General features: G+C 33.3%; 8 protein-coding genes. 2 read left to right on the top strand and 6 right to left on the bottom strand.

Annotation, left to right across the window (positions count from 1 at the left end; all coding sequences use genetic code 11):
- Positions 1-89: 89 nt before the first annotated feature.
- Both DT250_RS31845 and DT250_RS26595 read left to right on the top strand, forming a co-directional pair.
- Positions 90-257 (top strand): hypothetical protein, encoded by a 168-nt coding sequence (locus DT250_RS31845; RefSeq protein WP_162862808.1) that lies wholly within the window; start codon positions 90-92, stop codon positions 255-257.
- Between the two features lie 312 nt (positions 258-569).
- Positions 570-1,526: an alpha/beta hydrolase gene (locus tag DT250_RS26595; RefSeq protein ID WP_097857633.1), complete on the top strand. Its 957-nt coding sequence runs from the start codon at positions 570-572 to the stop codon at positions 1,524-1,526.
- 111 nt (positions 1,527-1,637) lie between these two features.
- Here the strand turns inward: DT250_RS26595 and DT250_RS26590 are convergent, their stop codons facing one another.
- The 6 genes from DT250_RS26590 to DT250_RS26565 all read right to left on the bottom strand — a co-directional run.
- Positions 1,638-3,092, bottom strand: a complete 1,455-nt coding sequence (locus DT250_RS26590) for a pyridoxal phosphate-dependent decarboxylase family protein (RefSeq protein ID WP_088063649.1) — start codon at positions 3,090-3,092, stop codon at positions 1,638-1,640.
- A 55-nt stretch (positions 3,093-3,147) separates the two neighbouring features.
- The gene (locus tag DT250_RS26585; RefSeq protein ID WP_149213950.1) at positions 3,148-10,158 is read right to left on the bottom strand and encodes a non-ribosomal peptide synthetase; all 7,011 of its coding nucleotides are present in this window, start codon (positions 10,156-10,158) and stop codon (positions 3,148-3,150) included.
- A gap of 32 nt (positions 10,159-10,190) precedes the next feature.
- Positions 10,191-11,168 (bottom strand): SagB/ThcOx family dehydrogenase, encoded by a 978-nt coding sequence (locus tag DT250_RS26580; RefSeq protein ID WP_149213949.1) that lies wholly within the window; start codon positions 11,166-11,168, stop codon positions 10,191-10,193.
- A gap of 872 nt (positions 11,169-12,040) precedes the next feature.
- Positions 12,041-14,605 (bottom strand): type I pullulanase, encoded by a 2,565-nt coding sequence (gene pulA, locus DT250_RS26575; RefSeq protein WP_149213948.1) that lies wholly within the window; start codon positions 14,603-14,605, stop codon positions 12,041-12,043.
- Between the two features lie 485 nt (positions 14,606-15,090).
- On the bottom strand, positions 15,091-16,794 hold the full coding sequence (locus DT250_RS26570; RefSeq protein ID WP_087984479.1) for a M4 family metallopeptidase: 1,704 nt from the start codon (positions 16,792-16,794) through the stop codon (positions 15,091-15,093).
- A gap of 892 nt (positions 16,795-17,686) precedes the next feature.
- Positions 17,687-17,873: 5'-nucleotidase (locus DT250_RS26565; protein WP_149213947.1), on the bottom strand; the 187-nt coding region annotated here is incomplete at its 5' end.

The raw sequence follows: 17,873 nt of genomic DNA, 5'->3' as shown, positions 1-17,873 counted from the left end.
GTAGTTTATCTAGAGATATAAGGAGTTTATGTGTAGTTAGTTAAAGTCCAATTGCAAAGTTTTGTATCATCAATACTGATGAGGAAATTGTGAAAGCATATTGCGGAGAGAATGCAATTAAACATGTAGCTGGAAATAAAGATGGTTCAGCGGATGAACTTCATACAGTTATTAAAGAGGCTACTAATAAAGTAAGACATAACTCTTATACAATTCCAAAATTAATCAACCTTCATTTAAGGAATACAAATGTATGAATTCTTACCGAGTATGAATTCGAACAGGTATCATTTGCAATATGTCATTAAAATAAAAAAGATCATCACTTGGTTTAGTTAGAAAACTAAGTGTACATAAATACAACGACATGAAAACACTTTGTTCCTAAATCCACTACTTGTATTATTGGTTGCGTGAAACTCCTTCTTGAGAAAGGTTATTATTTCTGAATATTCTGTTGACTGTTATAACATATCCAATTTACAATTTAATTATGGTGTTCTTTCACAATTAAACTACTTAGAATACACTTTATTTATTTGAAAATAATTACAAATAGAGGTGCTCAAATGAAAAATAGAGTAAATCCAGAATTATTACAAGGGTTAGAGATGTTTCCAGATCTCGATTTACGCCCGGAAAACTTGCAATCAATTAGAGAAGGAATAGCTCAAATGAGACCACCTACCGTTGTTGATGACTCCCTTTCGTTAACAGATGAAGTCATTGTTGGACCAGATGCTAATCCTTTACCATTAAGAATTTATCGTCCAAAATCAAATCATAAATCTTTACCTGTCTTATTATGGATACATGGTGGTGGTTATATCTTAGGTTCTATAGATGATAACGATGATACTTGTATGAGGTTTGCAAAAGAAGCTCGCTGTGTGGTCGTATCTGTAGACTATCGCTTAGCTCCTGAACATCCTTACCCAGCACCAATTGAAGATTGTTATGCAGCTTTAAAATGGATTGCTGATAATGCAGAGTTGTTAAACATTGATTCGAATCGAATTGGGGTTGCAGGAGTAAGCGCTGGAGGTGGACTAACAGCAGCATTATCATTATTAGCCCGAGATCGAAAATACCCTTCGATTTGTTTACAAATGCCACTCTATCCAATGATTGATGACCGAAATAATACACCTTCGGCCAATGAAATTAAAGAGGGATTTGTTTGGAATCAAAAGGCAAATGAAGCTGGTTGGAAAATGTATTTAGGAGAAATGTATGGAACGGATCAAATCCCTGCCTATGCAGCACCTTCTCGAGCTGAGGATTATAGTGGCTTACCATATACCTACACATTTGTTGGTCAATTGGATCCATTCCGCAGTGAAACATTAACCTATGTAAGCAATCTAGCGCAAGCTGGTGTTGATGTCGAATTTCATTTATATCCAAATGCCTATCACTGGTTTGAAGGATTGAATCCAAATGCCGAGGTATCTATTTACGCTGTGAACGAAATAGTACAAGCAATAAAAACTGGTTTCAAAAGAGTATCTAAAGTTGAAGCTTAATCCCTTTACAAGAGAAACATTCATGAATAGTTTGCATTGGTGAGTATTTATTTAAATATAATAGCCGATTTTTTTAAATCGGCTATTATTACGTAAAACTTACCTAATATATCAAGTCTGAGAAACAGATATAAGATGTTTAGACGAAGTGTTTATTTCCTCTGCCACTGCTTTTATGCTCATCATGATTTGAAGCATTTCTTCTATTGTTGTCCTTGGATTGATAGAGCAAAGTCGAATTACTACTTTTTCTTTCAATCTAGTCGTACTTAGCATAGAAAATCCTCTTTGATTAATTTCTTCCACCAGTTTTTTGTTTATTTCATGAATTGTATCTGTAGACGTTAGACCACAAGGAATGTAACGAAAAGTAACAATCCCTAATTGAGCAGGTGTTACTACTTCCCAATCTTTTTCTTTCCTTAAAAACTCTTCAACTTGTTCAGCCAACATAATACCATGATCTATTGCCTCACGAAAAGCTGTGATTCCAAATGCTTTAAAAGAAAGCCATACCTTTAATGCTCTAAATCTACGAGAAAGTTCAATTCCGCGCTCCCCAAAATTCACTTTTTCTTCTAAATTAGTTTCCGTATCCTTAATATACTCTGGGATCATACGGAACGTTTTACTTAAATATTGGCTATTTCGAATGAGTACACAACCAACATCATAAGGCTGAAAAAGCCATTTATGCGGGTCTAACGTCAAAGAATCAGCACGATGAATTCCTCTTAACAACTCCCTTCCTTTTTCACTGAGAATTGCTGCAGCCCCATAAGCCCCATCCGCGTGTAGCCATACATCTTCATCACCACATAGATCAGCCAATTCATCGAGAGAGTCCACCGCTCCGCAATTCGTTGTCCCTGCATTGGCAATAACACAGAATGGTTTTTTCCCTTTTAATCGATCTTCTTTTATTTGCTTTTTTAAAGTACTAACTGAAATTCTTAGCTCTTCATCTGTTTCAATTCGGCAAATTTGATGATGTTTAAACCCTAATACTTTAAGTGCTCGATCTACAGAAAAATGAGTTTGGTTAGAGAAATACACAACCGCATTTTCTATGTCATTATTCAACTTGACCTGTCTCGCTACAGTAAGTGCAGTCAAATTAGCCATGGAACCGCCACTGACAAATAGTCCTTCTGCTGAATCAGGGAATCCTAGCATTGATTTTAACCAGTTGATTGTCGTTAATTCAATTTGTTCAGCACCTGCACCTACTATCCAAGCTGTAGGAAATACATTAAATCCACTTGCTAAAAAATCTGCTACTACACCAACATAATTATTAGGACCGGGCACAAAAGCCATAAAATGAGGATGATCCACATGAGTAATTTGATTAAACACATTGTTATTAAGGAAATGAAGTAACTCTTTTGGATTGGATCCGTTTTCCGGAATCGTTTCAATTAGCTTGTCTCTAAAAATATTACTATCAATCGTTTCCGAAACTGGTTTACTTTTTAAATGATTCATATGATCAACAATTAAGTCAACCGCTTGATATCCTAACTGACGCATCTCTTCAGCTGATAACTGCAGGTTTTTTGTCATTTGGTTTACCCCTATTCTATTTAAAAAGGCGAGTTCTTTCTCGCCTTTTTATTTTTTATAATTTGTATTCACCGATTGCCTGTATTGGATTTTGAAGAATCATGTTGATTAACTGATGGATGTGATTCAATATTTCTTGTATTGTCGCTGCTTCATATGCGGTTTGATTATATCCAAACTTTATTGTAAGTGTCTCTTCAGGGAAGCACATAATTCCATACTTTACATGCGGCTCATCAACAACTTCGTAATCTGTGATAGCAAAATTTCTGTTTTCATTTGAAGAGAAGATAGCTTGGTTAGTTGGATAGTTTTCAAAAACCCAAAGATGGTCAGTCAACTCGGTTTTTAATTCACTTTGCTTTTGTATATCAACAAATGAATAATATGCATACTCATTACACTTCAATGTTTCTAGTTGTACTTTTTGCAGGAAATCTACAAAAGTTTGCGTTTCTGTCCATGCTAGTCGGATAGGCAAAACATTTGTGAACAGACCAAACATATTTTCAATTCCTTCTACTTCGGGAGGTCTGATTGATACGAGATTAGGTAATACTATTTCTCTTGTTCCATTGTATTTGCCAAGCAATATTCCCCATACAGCTAGTAATGCCGTATTCATAGTTATATTGTTTTTAGTTACAAATGCCTGTAACTGACTAGTCAAATCCTTATTTAATGTTAAATCCATAAATGTGAAGTTTAACCCTTCACTTTGAGTTATTACTTTCTTTTTAGGAATACTAATTTTCCGATTGTACCCTGATAAATAATCGCGCCAAAAATGACGTGCTCTCTCGTGATCTTGTGCTACAGTCCAATTTATGAATGTTTCAAAAGGTTTTACAATAGGTAAATCCGCCATAGTTCCGGCATTTTTTGTTTCATAGAGTTGGAATAATTCGTCTATTAAAATGCTGACGCTCCAACCATCACATAACAGATGATGGGAACTCCAAACCACCTTATGCTCCTTATTACCTAGTTGGAATATACAGAGACGGTTCATGAGTTCATCATTTTTAAATCCTCGACTTAAATTTTCATTCATCCAATGGTCTAGGAATTGTTGCTGTTCTTGTTTCGTCATATCAACCAATTCTTTTATCTCTGAAATCATTTGAACATCATGTAGAACAGCTTGCCAAGGTTGTGCTTGTTCATCTTGCACAATTATTGTTCTTAAAGAATCATGACGATTAATTAATTGTTGGAAACACTGAATAAAGAGATCAATATCCAGTTCCCCCTCAAGTGACCAAATTATTTGTTCAAAATATGCATTTGTATCCGGTTCAGTCGCAGCATGTTCATAAATAACTTTCTGGAAAGGTACTAATGGGTAAATACGTTCTATATTTATATCCGGCATTTTTTCTTGTATTTTGGTAAGTATATGTTGATTAAGTTGTTTATCTTTAACATTTAGTAATGTAGCTTTATTATCGTTCATATTGTTTACATCATTTGTTTGTGAACTTGAAAGGTGGTCTAGCTTTTTAACAAATTGAACCATGTCCCCTAATATAGGAAATGAAAATAGATTTTTTGGCTCTAGCTCAAATCCTTGTCTATATAGTCTGACGGACACTTGAATTGCTTTTATCGAATCTCCACCTAAGGCAAAGAAATGATCATTTACCCCAACTCGATCTACTTTGAGTACTTCTTGCCAAACACTAGTTAATATTTTTTCCATTTCAGTTTTTGGAGCAATAAATACTTCATTTTTTTGTTTCTCTGGAGTAGGGAGCGCTTTTCTATCTAATTTCCCGTTTGGAGTCAAGGGTAATTGTTCCAAATAAACAAAATAAGAAGGAATCATGTAATCCGGCAAGTGATCTCGCAAATACTTTCGTAGTTCTGTTGTACTAATATTTTGCTCATTTACCACATATGCAACTAAAAATTTTATTCCATTCTCATCTGTTTGATCAATTACAACAGCATGTTCGATTTGTTTGTAAGTTAGAAGACAATGGGCAATTTCTTCTAACTCTACTCGATATCCTTGAATTTTCACTTGATAATCTTGGCGGCCTAAAAATTCAATATATCCCTCAGGATGCATTTTTCCACAATCTCCTGTCTTGTATAAAAGACCAAAATCAGGATGTGATACAAATGCGGCATTCGTTTTCTGTTCGTCATTTAAATATCCTTTAGCAAGGCCCACTCCCCCGATATATAAATCCCCAATTACACCAACAGGGCACATTTTCTTTTCATAGTTCAACACATAATACGTTTGATTCGCCAAAGGCATCCCATATGGAATACTATTCCAATGTGATTCCACCTGTTTGACCGGATAATAAATTGACCAAATCGATGCTTCTGTTGCTCCTCCTAGTGAAACTACTTCTGCAATTGGAAAATGCCGTTTTATTTTTCCTGGCAAAGAAAGTGGAATCCAGTCTCCACTATGTAAAACTAAACGCAAAGAAGATTGTTCAAAATGAGAACCTACTTGATCCAATGCCAAATCCATGATTGCAGGCACTGTATTCCAAATTGTAATTCCTCTACGCTCGACGGTACGGATTAATTCTTGCATGTTTCTTGGATCACGAATCATTACCAACATTGCACCTGTGCTTAACGTTCCGAAAATATCGTATACAGATAGGTCAAAACACATGGAAGAGATACCAATAATACGATCATCTTCATTTATCTGATATTTTTGATTAATGTCTTGAATGGTATTTGCAACCGCTTGATGAGTAATAATTACTCCTTTTGGTTTCCCTGTACTTCCTGAAGTGTATATGATATAGGCAAGATCTTCTGGACCAGCAATAGCGGGCATATCTTCTGTTGTATATAATGACAAATGTTTTTCTTCATAAAGACTAGGTTCTAATAAAAGTTTGCATGAGCTATTTTTTAAAATATATGTTTGGCGATCTAAAGGATGATCGGGATCAATCGGAACATAAGCGGCACCTGCTTTTAAAATACCTATCATATTAGCAATTGTGTCAACTTGTCTTTTTGCTAAAAGACCCACTTTGTCACCTAGACCAATGTCTTGCTCTTTTAAGAAATGCGCAATTTGATTGGAGCGTTTATGAAGTTCCGAGTATGTTAACCATTCTTGCTCAAATACCACTGCTACTTCATCCGGTGTACGTTTTACTTGATCTGTAAATAATTGATACAGAGTAGTTAAAGGTATTTTTTCAGTTGTTTTATTATATTGCTCAATTAAAGTTTGATCCGATTCTTTCATCTGCAAAGATGTTACGTCGCTTTGTTTCACTAATTGTTCCAATAAGTCAACAAATTGAGAAAACATTGCTTCTATTACATCAACATCAAACAACTCTTCAACATAGTTCCAGCTAATTAATAACTCTCCATTTTTTTCAATTACTACATTATCCAAATACACTTGTGGAGTCCGAGCATGAATATGGCGAAGAGAACCAAGCTGTTCCCAAGCAAACGCACCCGCACCTGCTAGCATCGAGGTGAAAACAATTGGCATAACTGCTTTTGGCGTCATTTGGTGGTATCGAGTAAAATCTCGAATAAAGTTAACTCCATCGTAATGACGATGTTCAAGGCCATCCAATAAAGTAGATTGCGTTTCTTTTACTCTAGTAAAGAAAGATTGCTCTGGTTTTACATCAACATCCAACAAAATAAGCGATGTGAAATCTCCCACAATCTGTTCTACTTCTTCATGAACAGGATAACGGTTAAATACAGTCAAATTAATTGCAAATTTACGTTGATTACTCCAATATGCCAACACATCACCATATATTGTACAAAGCAGAGCGGAAGGAGTTACTTCTTTCTCTTGTGCTAACTTTCGTAGCTTTGTCCACTTTTCATTGTCCAGGATCTTAGTAAGTGATTGGAATTTAGGAGTAGCAATCTCTGCCGGATCCTTTTTTAACAGCAAAGAAGGTGCAAATGGAAAGTCAGGAAGCTTACTTGTCCAATAATCTTTTGCTGTTTTATATTCTTCACTTTGTTCCATTTCATCATAGATAAACATGTAATCTTGAAAATCAAAAGATAGAGATTCTAATTTTTGATTTGGTTTATAATAATAATGCAACAAATCCTGTCCAACTATGTTCATGCTTGCTCCGTCCATTAATAAAGCATCGTATCGAAAACATAATAAATACGTGTCTTCTTTTAAAAGAAAGGCTTTTAATTCAAACAAAGGCCATTTCCCCAAAGGGAATACATGGTTAGTCATTCGAGAACGTTCTTCTTGTAAGCGAGCATTTTGATTCCTATCATCTAAATCTATGAGACTAACTATTTCAATCTCGTAATCAGGAACGCTTTGTAATATTTGCTGTTCTCCCTCTGGTAAAATTACAGCTCGCAACATTGGATGACGATGAATTACCTTTTGAAAACTTTTTGAAAGACGATTAATATCCAATTTTGTTTCATATTCAAAATATGTTTGAGGTGAAATACCACTTAATTCAAACTGTGAATTCCTCCCTAACATGTACGCTGTCTGAACCTCTGTTAATGGAAATGACTTAGACAAATCTTTAACATGAGTTGGTCTATTTTCAAAGTTTTCCCCTTTATGCTCTACCTCTACACAAGAACTAAGTTGAGCAATCGTAGGATGCTTAAAAAAATCTGTTGTACTTATTTTTAAGCAGTCTTTTCTTAATAAATTAATTACCTGAAGTGCTTTAATCGATTCTCCTTTTAAAGCAAAAAAATTATCATGAATACCGATTCCCTCAATCTCCATAACTTTTTCCCATGCATGCACCAATGTTTGTTCAATTTCATTGCGCGGTGCAACGTATGGAATTGATATATAATCCGTTTGTGTTATATCTAATAATCTTTTCCTATCTACTTTCCCATTTGGATTCAGCGGAATCTCTTCCACCTGAATCATTTTTTCAGGAATCATAAACTCAGGTAATTTATCACTTAAATATTTTCTGATTTCATCAAAAGAGACCTTATTATCGGATACATAGTACGCAGCTAATAATTTCCTATTTCCATATACTTGATCAACAACGATAGCTTGCTTTATTTGTGGATATTCCCTTAACTGGCTTTCGATTTCTCTTAATTCAATCCGATATCCCCGAATTTTTACTTGATGATCCATTCGACCTAGATATTCAAGTTCTCCATTAGGCAACCAACGAACGAGATCACCCGTATGATACATCATTTCTCCTGCAGTAAAAGGACTCGGTACAAATTTTTCATCTGTCAGTTTAGATTTCCCAAGATACCCTCGTGCTACCGCCACGCCACCAATACAGAGTTCACCCGGAATTCCAAATGGTTTTAATTGACCATACTTATTCAATATATAGGAATGATAATTCGGATTGGGACTTCCAATCGTAACTTCTTTGGCGGAGCTCAAATCCTTTACTGTTGCACAAATGGTTGTTTCTGTAGGACCATAAATATTTAAAATTGTCGCTTCACTGATGCATCGAATTTTTTCAACCAAATCAATGGAAAATGCTTCTCCTGCTAACAAAATAGATTTCAAATCTTTCAGAAAATTTACCCCTTCTGGATCACTTAAAATCACTTCCATTCGCGATGGCGTTGATTCCCATAAATCTACCTTATGTACTTTGACCAAATGAGCCAATTCTTTTGTTGCAAACTGGTCCTCTGTAGCAATGACTACTTTCGAGCCTTGTGTTAAAGGAAGACATATTTCTAACAAGGAAATATCAAAAGAAACACTAGCAAGAAACAAGAATGATTGATTATCTTTTACTTTTTCTCTCATTGCACTTAAAAAATGAACAAGAGATTTCTGTTCCACCATTACTCCTTTTGGATTTCCTGTTGATCCTGATGTGTAAATGACATAAGCTAAATCATTAGGATCGCCTTCCCGAATTAAATTACTTTCTTCACCTTGGAAGAGATGTTCCTCATCAAGATACAGCACTTCACCAGCAAATTGCGGTAACTCTACTTCCGTTCGCTTGCTCAATAAACATTTTGCTTGACTATCTTGTAACATATATTCAATTCGTTCATTTGGATAGTTAGGATCGATTGGTAAATATGCTGCACCTGCTTTAAAAATTCCCATCATGCCAATGATCATTTCTAATGACCGGTCTACCATAACCCCAATAATACTTTCCTTGGATACACCTTTACTTTGAAGAATAAAAGCCAATTGATTTGCTTTCTTATTCAATTCTTTATATGTTAAATATTGATCATTACAAACAACAGCGATTTGATCTGGGGTTTTTAACACTTGTTCTTCAAACAAATCTTGAAATGTTAGAGACAAGTCTATGTTTGTATGACTGTTATTCCATCCTTCTAACAACTCTTTCTCTTCTTCTGCAATAATACACGTATCTTTCACTGCCAAATTTGGATTTTTTAATACTTGCTTTAAAATATAAAGATACGAATTTGCAAACTGTTGCAAAGAAGAAAACGAATGAGATTTGAAAGAAATTTGAAATTCAAATTCATTATGTATTTCATTCCATTTTCTTTGTATCCAAACCGCTAAATTATTCTCTGCATATTCTTCTATCGAATTTTTATTATGTAACCCTTCCATCCCAATAATAATTTGAAAAGGAGTTAAAGGATGTTCCACTAATAATTCAGAGAGTGGATACCCCTGATTGTCATACCCGAATAAAGTCGTTTCTTCAATCTGATTCACTACTTGTTTAAAGCTATGATGCGGATGGATTTCACTTCCTAAAGGAAGCAATTTATTAAGATTCTCGCTTTTTTCAAGATTTTTTTCGATTACAGGAATACCAATAGTAATTCTTTCTTGATCTGTATAGTGTGCCAAACAAATCCTTAACGCGGCCTGTAACCAGCTAAATAATAATAAATCTTGAGACTTACTTTCTTTTTGTATACTTTTACTCAACTCTACATTCATTATGATTTGAACGTGCTCACAAGGATTTTCTTTATTTAGTTGGTAATCACTATTAAATATAGAAAAATCAAGAACCTCGGAAGATAATTGCTCCTTCCAAAACGCTTCTACCCCTTTATTTCCATGAATAGAACTTCGATCTTTAATGTGCATGTTTATCTTTATCCCCCTAATATTCATTTCTTCTATTCGTTAATTTTCAGGCCAACTTCAAGCCCATGGAGAAATATTTGATGGTTATCCAAACATAAAAATTGCTGAATCTCTTCAAATTTCATATGACCAACTGAACAAACGCCTAAATTTAATGTCTCAGCAACCATATTTAAGGTAGCAGTGATAATGCCTGACTCAATACAAGCAAATAAATATCCATCTGAACCGTATTTCGGGATGGAAGCGTTCGCATTATAAACCAAATAAACTGAGAAAGCAGATTGAGTAAATAAATCCTGGTTAATTAACTCATGATCACTTTTGATTACTTGATCAATGTTGTTTACAATCACAAGACTATTTTTTGATGGGTTAAAATAATAAAACCCAGCTTTTATACCTTCTATACGTTTTGGTTTTATATAAACAAAGATATCAATAGGGTAGAGTCCGCCTGCACTTGCGTAATGATAGTATATTTTTTCTTCCCTAACCTGTTTTAGAGTTGATATGAAATGGGAAAATTCTAAAAAATTAATATGTTTTTTCATATCAAATTGGCGACAAGACCTACGTTCCTTGATTATAGTGGGTAGCTCATTTGTTGTTTCAAGTTGAATTTCGGTTGATCGCGCAGCAACGTGCGTTCGATTAAATTGTTCACGCATATACGTATCTAACTCTTCTTTAGAAAAGCGAATCTGGTTGCTATATGGATTCGGAAAAATCTTTTCTTGTGTGGAAAATACTTCTCTTGGGTGTAATATGTTACTTACTAACACACGATTTTTTATCATAAGCTCTATTGTTTTTTGTGTCTCTTCTATATTTCCTAAAGAAAAGCGCTCTACTAGTTTACTAATTTTTACACCTTTTTGAGCCATAAAATAAAACTCAGGAAACCACTCAGACAGAATGCCTGTAAATCTCATTTCCCCTATCAAAACTTCATTATGCAACTTTTCCCAATGCTTAATAGGAGACCAGTAATAAATTTTCTCGTTCATATAACCCTCCATAAACTTTTAACTTATTTTTGAAATGCAATTTTCTAATCTACAAAAAATATTTTTTAGATTCTGATCCTTGTCTCATAGTGATTATAAATACATGCACTTCAACGAAACTTGAAAATAATGAAATAACTTTTTCTTCATTAATTTTTTTTATTTCATCATAAAAAGTGTTTTTTTATTAGATATTTCACATCCTTTCCCATAGTAATCCTATAAGGTATAAACCATTTAGAATGTTAAGAACATTGACGCATTTGCAATGTGAAATTATTGTAATGGATTGGAAAGCAGATGGGTATAGATATTAAACATATTAATATTGAGAAAGTTTTATTTGTTATATCGATAAAATTTTCTCGTGATATTTATTACATATAGATTAAGAAAAAATTTTAAAATTTTTCTTTTGAAGTTAGTTTAAAAATGTAACGTACTATTACATACAAGTGAGTTACTAACATATCGTATTTAAAAAAGAGAAAAGACACCATTTAAGGTGTCTTTTCTCTTTTTTATGCCATATACTTTTTAAGCCTTTTTTATCTTTAAACAATTTGTAGAAATTAATACAACTCGAACATCTAGCCCGTTATATGTTCGAATATGTAATAAAAATTATATAAATTAAGAATGTATTTTAGATAATTTTATTGATAAACATCAAGGTATCTTCGCCTCCTCCTATCATAATAGCAATGTTTCCTTGCCTATCTCTTTTATTAATTTATAATATAATTACAGTATGTGAAATTATATTACATGAACTTTAAAAGCGAAGTGAAAATAACCGTCACTTCGCTTTTTGAATTTATAATCCGTATTTAAATTACTCAATTCTATATATACTTCCACATTATTTGCTTTTATTTAATTGGTTTCTCTGTTTTTAAAACTAGTGAACTTAATGCAGGAACTTTAATTTTATTATCATGGACAACGTAAAGTGTTTTACTACCTGCCTGTTTTCCGTCTACTAGTACTTTCCACGGACCTTTCGATGGAAGTGTTATGTCAACGGCTTCCCTATTTGCATTGTGAGTCACCATAAAGTATTCATTTTTATTCCCATTTCCCTTTATTGAATAAGCCACAACATTTTTGGGAGTATCCATAAAAGCTATATGTTTTTTTATTTGTTCTGCAGATGTCATTCGAAAAGCTGAGTACTTTTTGCGTAAATCTATTAAGCCCTTCATATATTCTACCTCATTATTAAATGCTGCACGGCGCAACCAGTCCATTTGGTTAATTGAATCAGGAGATTTGTAACTGTTATGATCACCATATTTCGTACGCATAAACTCTTGTCCTGCATGTAAGAATGGGATACCTTGTGATGTTAATAAAATCGAAGAAGACAATTTGTGCATTTGTTTTCGCACTTCTTCACTATCACTCGAATTAGTCAACTCAAGTTTGTCCCATAATGTATGATTATCATGTGCTTCCACATAAGTTAGCACCTGCTCCGGATCTTTATACGTAGACGAATTTATATCGTAGTCAATGCCTGCCGTAATCCCTTTTTTAATACGGTCTTCCATGTTTTCCTTTCCATTTACAAATCCATTTTCCTTTTCCTCAAATACACTACCTTTTAATCCATCACGTATATTATCGTTAAAATGAGCAATCCCTTTCATTTTCACTGCATTTTTTTGATTTGCTTTCAATTCAGCTGCAAGAGGTGTATTTAAATCCCAACCTTCTCCATGCAGTATAATAGAAGGGTCAATTTGATTGACAGCTTTACGTATTTCATTCATCGTTTCATAATCATGAATACCCATTAAATCAAAACGGAATCCGTCTAAATTGTATTCTTTTGCCCAATATGTGACGGAGTCAACCATAAATTTCCTCATCATTTTCCGTTCTGAAGCTGTATCATTTCCTACTCCAGTTCCATTTGCAAATGTTCCGTCTTCATTGTAACGATAATAATAACCTGGAACTAACTTATGAAAATTAGATTCAGCAGCATTATACATATGGTTATATACTACATCCATCACAACACGAAGATTATTATCATGCAGTGTTTGAATCATTTGCTTTAATTCGGTTATTCGAACAGTTGGTTCATATGGATTTGTAGAATAGGATCCCTCTGGAACGTTGAAGTTTTTCGGGTCATATCCCCAGTTATATTGTGGTTCGTTTAAATTCTCTTCATTTACTGAAGCATAATCAAATATCGGTAAAAGCTGTACGTGCGTAACACCAAGATCTTTCATATGATCAAGTCCTGTTTTCACATCTTTAGGCCCTCTTGTTCCTTTTTCAGTTACACCTAAATATTTTCCTTTATGTTTTATACCACTTTCGGGCTGAATAGAAAGATCACGTACATGCAATTCATAAATAATTGCATCTTCCGGATTTTTAAATTTTGACTTTTTGTTTGTTTTCCATTTTTCAGGAGTTGTTTCTTCTAAATCAACAACTGCACCTTTATCTCCATTTACAGAAGCAGCACGCACATACGGATCAACTGCTTCTGTCCACCTATCACCAATTTTCACCTTATACGTATAAAAGAGACCTTTTTGGTTCCCTGTAAGTTCTGCTTTCCAAGTGCCTTTTTCACTTTGTTGCATGTTTATTTCAGTACCTATTTTATCGTTCCATTTTTTATATGTAACTAACTTCGCTTCACTCGCAGTAGGAGCCCATACACGGAACTTTGTATGTTGTGGTGTATATATATTACCTAAATCGTTACCACCATAATAAAATGAATGATCAAACTCCGCACTACGAATGACTTTACCGATTTCGGTATACGTATCAGCTACGTTTTCGATTTTAACTTTGTATGTCTGTTTTAAATCAATTTTCTGTTCCGTAATTATTTTCACCTTATTTGTAATATCTCCACCATTTTTATCAAAAGGATTAATTTCCTTAATTTTAATGCCCTCAATTTCAATTTTCTGTTCCTTACTATTAAACGGAACATTAGTCGTTACAGTGATTTCATTAAAACTATCAATAGTTGCTTTTTGAATTGATAGATTCGAAGAAGGCTTAGAAGTATATACTTTATCATCACCCGAAAGAATCCACACTTCAGCACGACCGTCCTTTATATTTTCAATCCAACGATCGCCACCATCTTTTTCCCACTCATTTGTACGAATAATAAATCCTACACGATTATAGTCATCATCTATATTAATCTTAGCGTACTTTCCAAATTCATCTTCACCAGTAAATTCATATGATTTACCATTCGCATTTTCTCCCCATAACCAAAGGTTCCAATCCTTTGTATTTCCAGACTGTTCTTTGTAATGAATGATAACTTCAGTTGTTTTCGAATTTGAAACTGCCTTTACACTTTGAAAAGAGAAAACAGATGATAACATAACGATTATAGTAAGTAATAAAACTGATTTGTTAATTAATCTTTTTATCATTTGCACCACATACACCCTTTCTTTAAATAGTACGTACAATTTATTATGCTCGTACTAAATTACACTACTTAAATTAATCTAGAACTCTCTTTTACTTCACCCCCATATTGGCTATTTTCACATATGTATTTCAATGATCTTTTAATACGAAAACGTTTGCATTAATATTTAAAAAAATAGGTTTATTTATGTCTTCATATATTTGTAAATACTAAAAGATCAAGGAAATCATTTTAAAGCAATCGTTTGTTATCGCTTTCATTTTATAGCACTTTCTATTAAGAGGTCAATATATTATTAATTTTCTGTTTTTATACACTTTAAACCTTATATATGTGTCGTAACTTCATAAAGATAGACAACCTAATTATTGCTTATTAATTGTATTTTCAATCATACATTGCTGTATAAAAAAACAGCTACTATCTTTAAAATGACAGTAGCTGTTTTTCATAATGTAATAATATATGAATGAAAACTATATTTCTAACTTACTTAATTTTTGCTGCATCAAATGCCTTTTGAACTGCTTGAACTTCAGCAGTATTTGCTCCATATTTATTCGTTGCCACTCGAATACATGCTGATCTCAACTCTTTGAAATTAGAAGTCATGTTTAACTCATCTGTATTTGCATAATAGAAGATATCAAACATTTTATCTTCACCAATCCCTTTAACAGTTACACCGTTATGAGTTCCACCTTTTGCAATGAGATACGCAACTTTATTGATAATACTTGAATTAAAATGAACGCCACCTTGATCCCATCCATTAAAATCGTTAAATTCACTGTAATCATCTGGATAAGGTACTCCAAGTGAAGATGGAACAGAAGCCGGGTTTTCCATATCACGGAAAACAGATCCAGTTTGTTCTCCCATAGTCCAGTTAAAACTTCCATTGTTTACGTATTTCTCAATAGATGTTCCCATAATATCAGATAGCGCCTCATTAATCGCACCAGATTCACCGTAATATTCAAGATTAGATTCGCTAGAAGTAACTGCATGTGTAAATTCATGGCCAGCTACGTCGTATGCCTTGACGATAGGATCTCCGTATACAAGCATACTTCCATTATTCGCACTTAATGCATTCTGCCAATTTTTCGGATCATTCGTATCTCCAGAATCCCAAGCGTGTACAACTGAAACTACCTTTTGTCCCTTATTATCAAAGCTATTACGCTTGTATTTATCTTTATAAAAATCAAATACTTTTGTTGCTAAGTAATGAGCACTTACTGCTTTTGGATCGTTAAATGTTGTCGAAGTACTAGTTGCTAATGTACCAGGATAATAGCTTTCTTCTTTAGTAATGTCTCTATAATTCACATCATATGTTTCGATTCCTTGCCCTCTTGTATAATCAGCAAGAGCATATTTGCCATTACTTTGTTGAGAGATTCCAAATGTACGTGATATACCTAAATCATCTTTTCCTGTTCCGGTTAATGATGTAAGATTGCTTTTTTTACTTTTCTTTAATGCTCCAACTAGTTTTTCACTTGCTTTTAAGTTAGATTCTTGTACCATATTTTTTAACATATCACCATTTTGTGCATTTACTAAATAAGTTCCGGAAACATATTTTGGTGTTGCAGCTTCAAATGTAACTTGGTATGCATTGCTAGCTTGTCCATTATTTTCATCAACAAAAATAACTTCTTTAACTTCGGGCTCAGAAATAAAATTGATATCGTTCCCGTACTTCGTATAAATATATTGTTTTGCTTCATCTTTTGATAGATTAATAGTTTTTTTCAATTCTTCTTGTTTTAAATTTTGCGCACTATCGCCTGAAATACTTTTAATAACACCGTTATTATCTACGTGTGCAGTTAATTGATGGCCGTATACTTCTTTTCCTTCGTATGTTTGCTGAATACGTACAAGTGTAGTCCCATCATATGAACCACGTTTTTGAAGAACTTTATAATCTACTCCTGTTTCTCCATTGACTTGCTTTGGAGAAAGAGCTTGTTCTGTTTTCTCCTTAAGAGCATCTTTTACTACATTCTCTGGTGCCTTTTGTGACGGTTGTGTAAGTTCACCCGAACGGAACGATTCTTCCTGAATTTGAACTTGAAGTTGATCTGTTTCCTCTGCATAACCTACTCCGTATGGTGCAACAGCCGTTAAAGCTAAACCTGTTGTTAATGCTACCTTAGTTAATGTCTTTTTGTTTTTCATTTTGTTCACCTCGTATAATTTTTGAAATAGAAAGCTTGTACAAAGTATACTTCCTGTTTCTGTCGAAAAAAAGGGAAAATACACAATTTATGTAACATTATGCAAAATTACATATATGTGGTCGATGATATAAATAAAGAACGACACATATATGTATATTAATTTCAATAAAAAAGAGCTCTTTTAGGCGCTCATCCAATTGGTTAGTTGTTAATTATCTATATTCATTCTAATCAAAGTGCCCTTACATCTAAATAACAACATAAAAACCCACTCTTTACTATTTTAAGAGTAGGTTTAATGCTATTAAAATAAAAATTGTTATAGGACATCTTATAATTTATATTACTTATTTAAACTTATATTTCGGACATGAAGTTGATTTAGGATAAAGATGGATCAAATGAATACTAATGACCTTGATAAACAAGAAAAAGAAAGTGCGTGTTTTGTTTTATGATGTATATAGTATATAAATACTGTAGTGAAGCAGCGCATCTACAATTTAGATTTTTTAATATAATGTTGTTATGTATGTCTATAGCTGCAAAGATGGATTGTAACGTTATGAGATAGCTGAAGTCTCATATGAGTTTCAGGCTTTTTATTTTGTCAAAAATATCTTTAATTTGTCTCCCATTTAAATATAGTAAAGGACACATCTATTGCATGTTATTAGCTCAAGGTATGTTCTTTTAAAGCATATTATAAATATGCATAGTAAGAAATAAAACCATAATTATTCAAATAAAAAATCCCCCGGATTTATTTAATGATCCAGGGGACCTTTTATTGTTGATTCTTTATATTTCCATACCGATCACAGACTTTTTTAGGATAATGGTATGTCCAAGTTTAATAGTTCTTTGCACGAGAGCTATCTATTTTATATTTATTTAATTATCCTACTAAGTTTTTTGTAAAATTCACCTTTTCTTTTTACATGATTAAACTGATTTGGATTAATATTAACTTTTTGTGAGAGTGCTACAATCTCTTCTTTTGTAATTGAATCTTTAGTATTTATAGATGCTATATTTGTATATTTTCCATCTTCTGTTTTTGGAATTTCTAAAATC

Origin of the sequence: Bacillus sp. AR2-1 (genome assembly GCF_008368755.1) — a bacterium.
Classification (GTDB): Bacteria; Bacillota; Bacilli; order Bacillales; family Bacillaceae_G; genus Bacillus_A; species Bacillus_A wiedmannii.
The sequence above is the reverse complement of the archived record's forward strand: the minus strand, read 5'-3'. Positions and strand labels throughout refer to the sequence as shown.

Excerpts from the sequence above, each read along its gene's own strand:
- DT250_RS26595 (WP_097857633.1), top strand. The coding sequence starts at position 570 with ATGAAAAATAGAGTAAATCCAGAATTATTACAAGGGTTAGAGATGTTT.
- DT250_RS26590 (WP_088063649.1), bottom strand. The coding sequence starts at position 3,092 with ATGACAAAAAACCTGCAGTTATCAGCTGAAGAGATGCGTCAGTTAGGA.
- DT250_RS26585 (WP_149213950.1), bottom strand. The coding sequence starts at position 10,158 with ATGCACATTAAAGATCGAAGTTCTATTCATGGAAATAAAGGGGTAGAA.
- DT250_RS26580 (WP_149213949.1), bottom strand. The coding sequence starts at position 11,168 with ATGAACGAGAAAATTTATTACTGGTCTCCTATTAAGCATTGGGAAAAG.
- DT250_RS26570 (WP_087984479.1), bottom strand. The coding sequence starts at position 16,794 with ATGAAAAACAAAAAGACATTAACTAAGGTAGCATTAACAACAGGTTTA.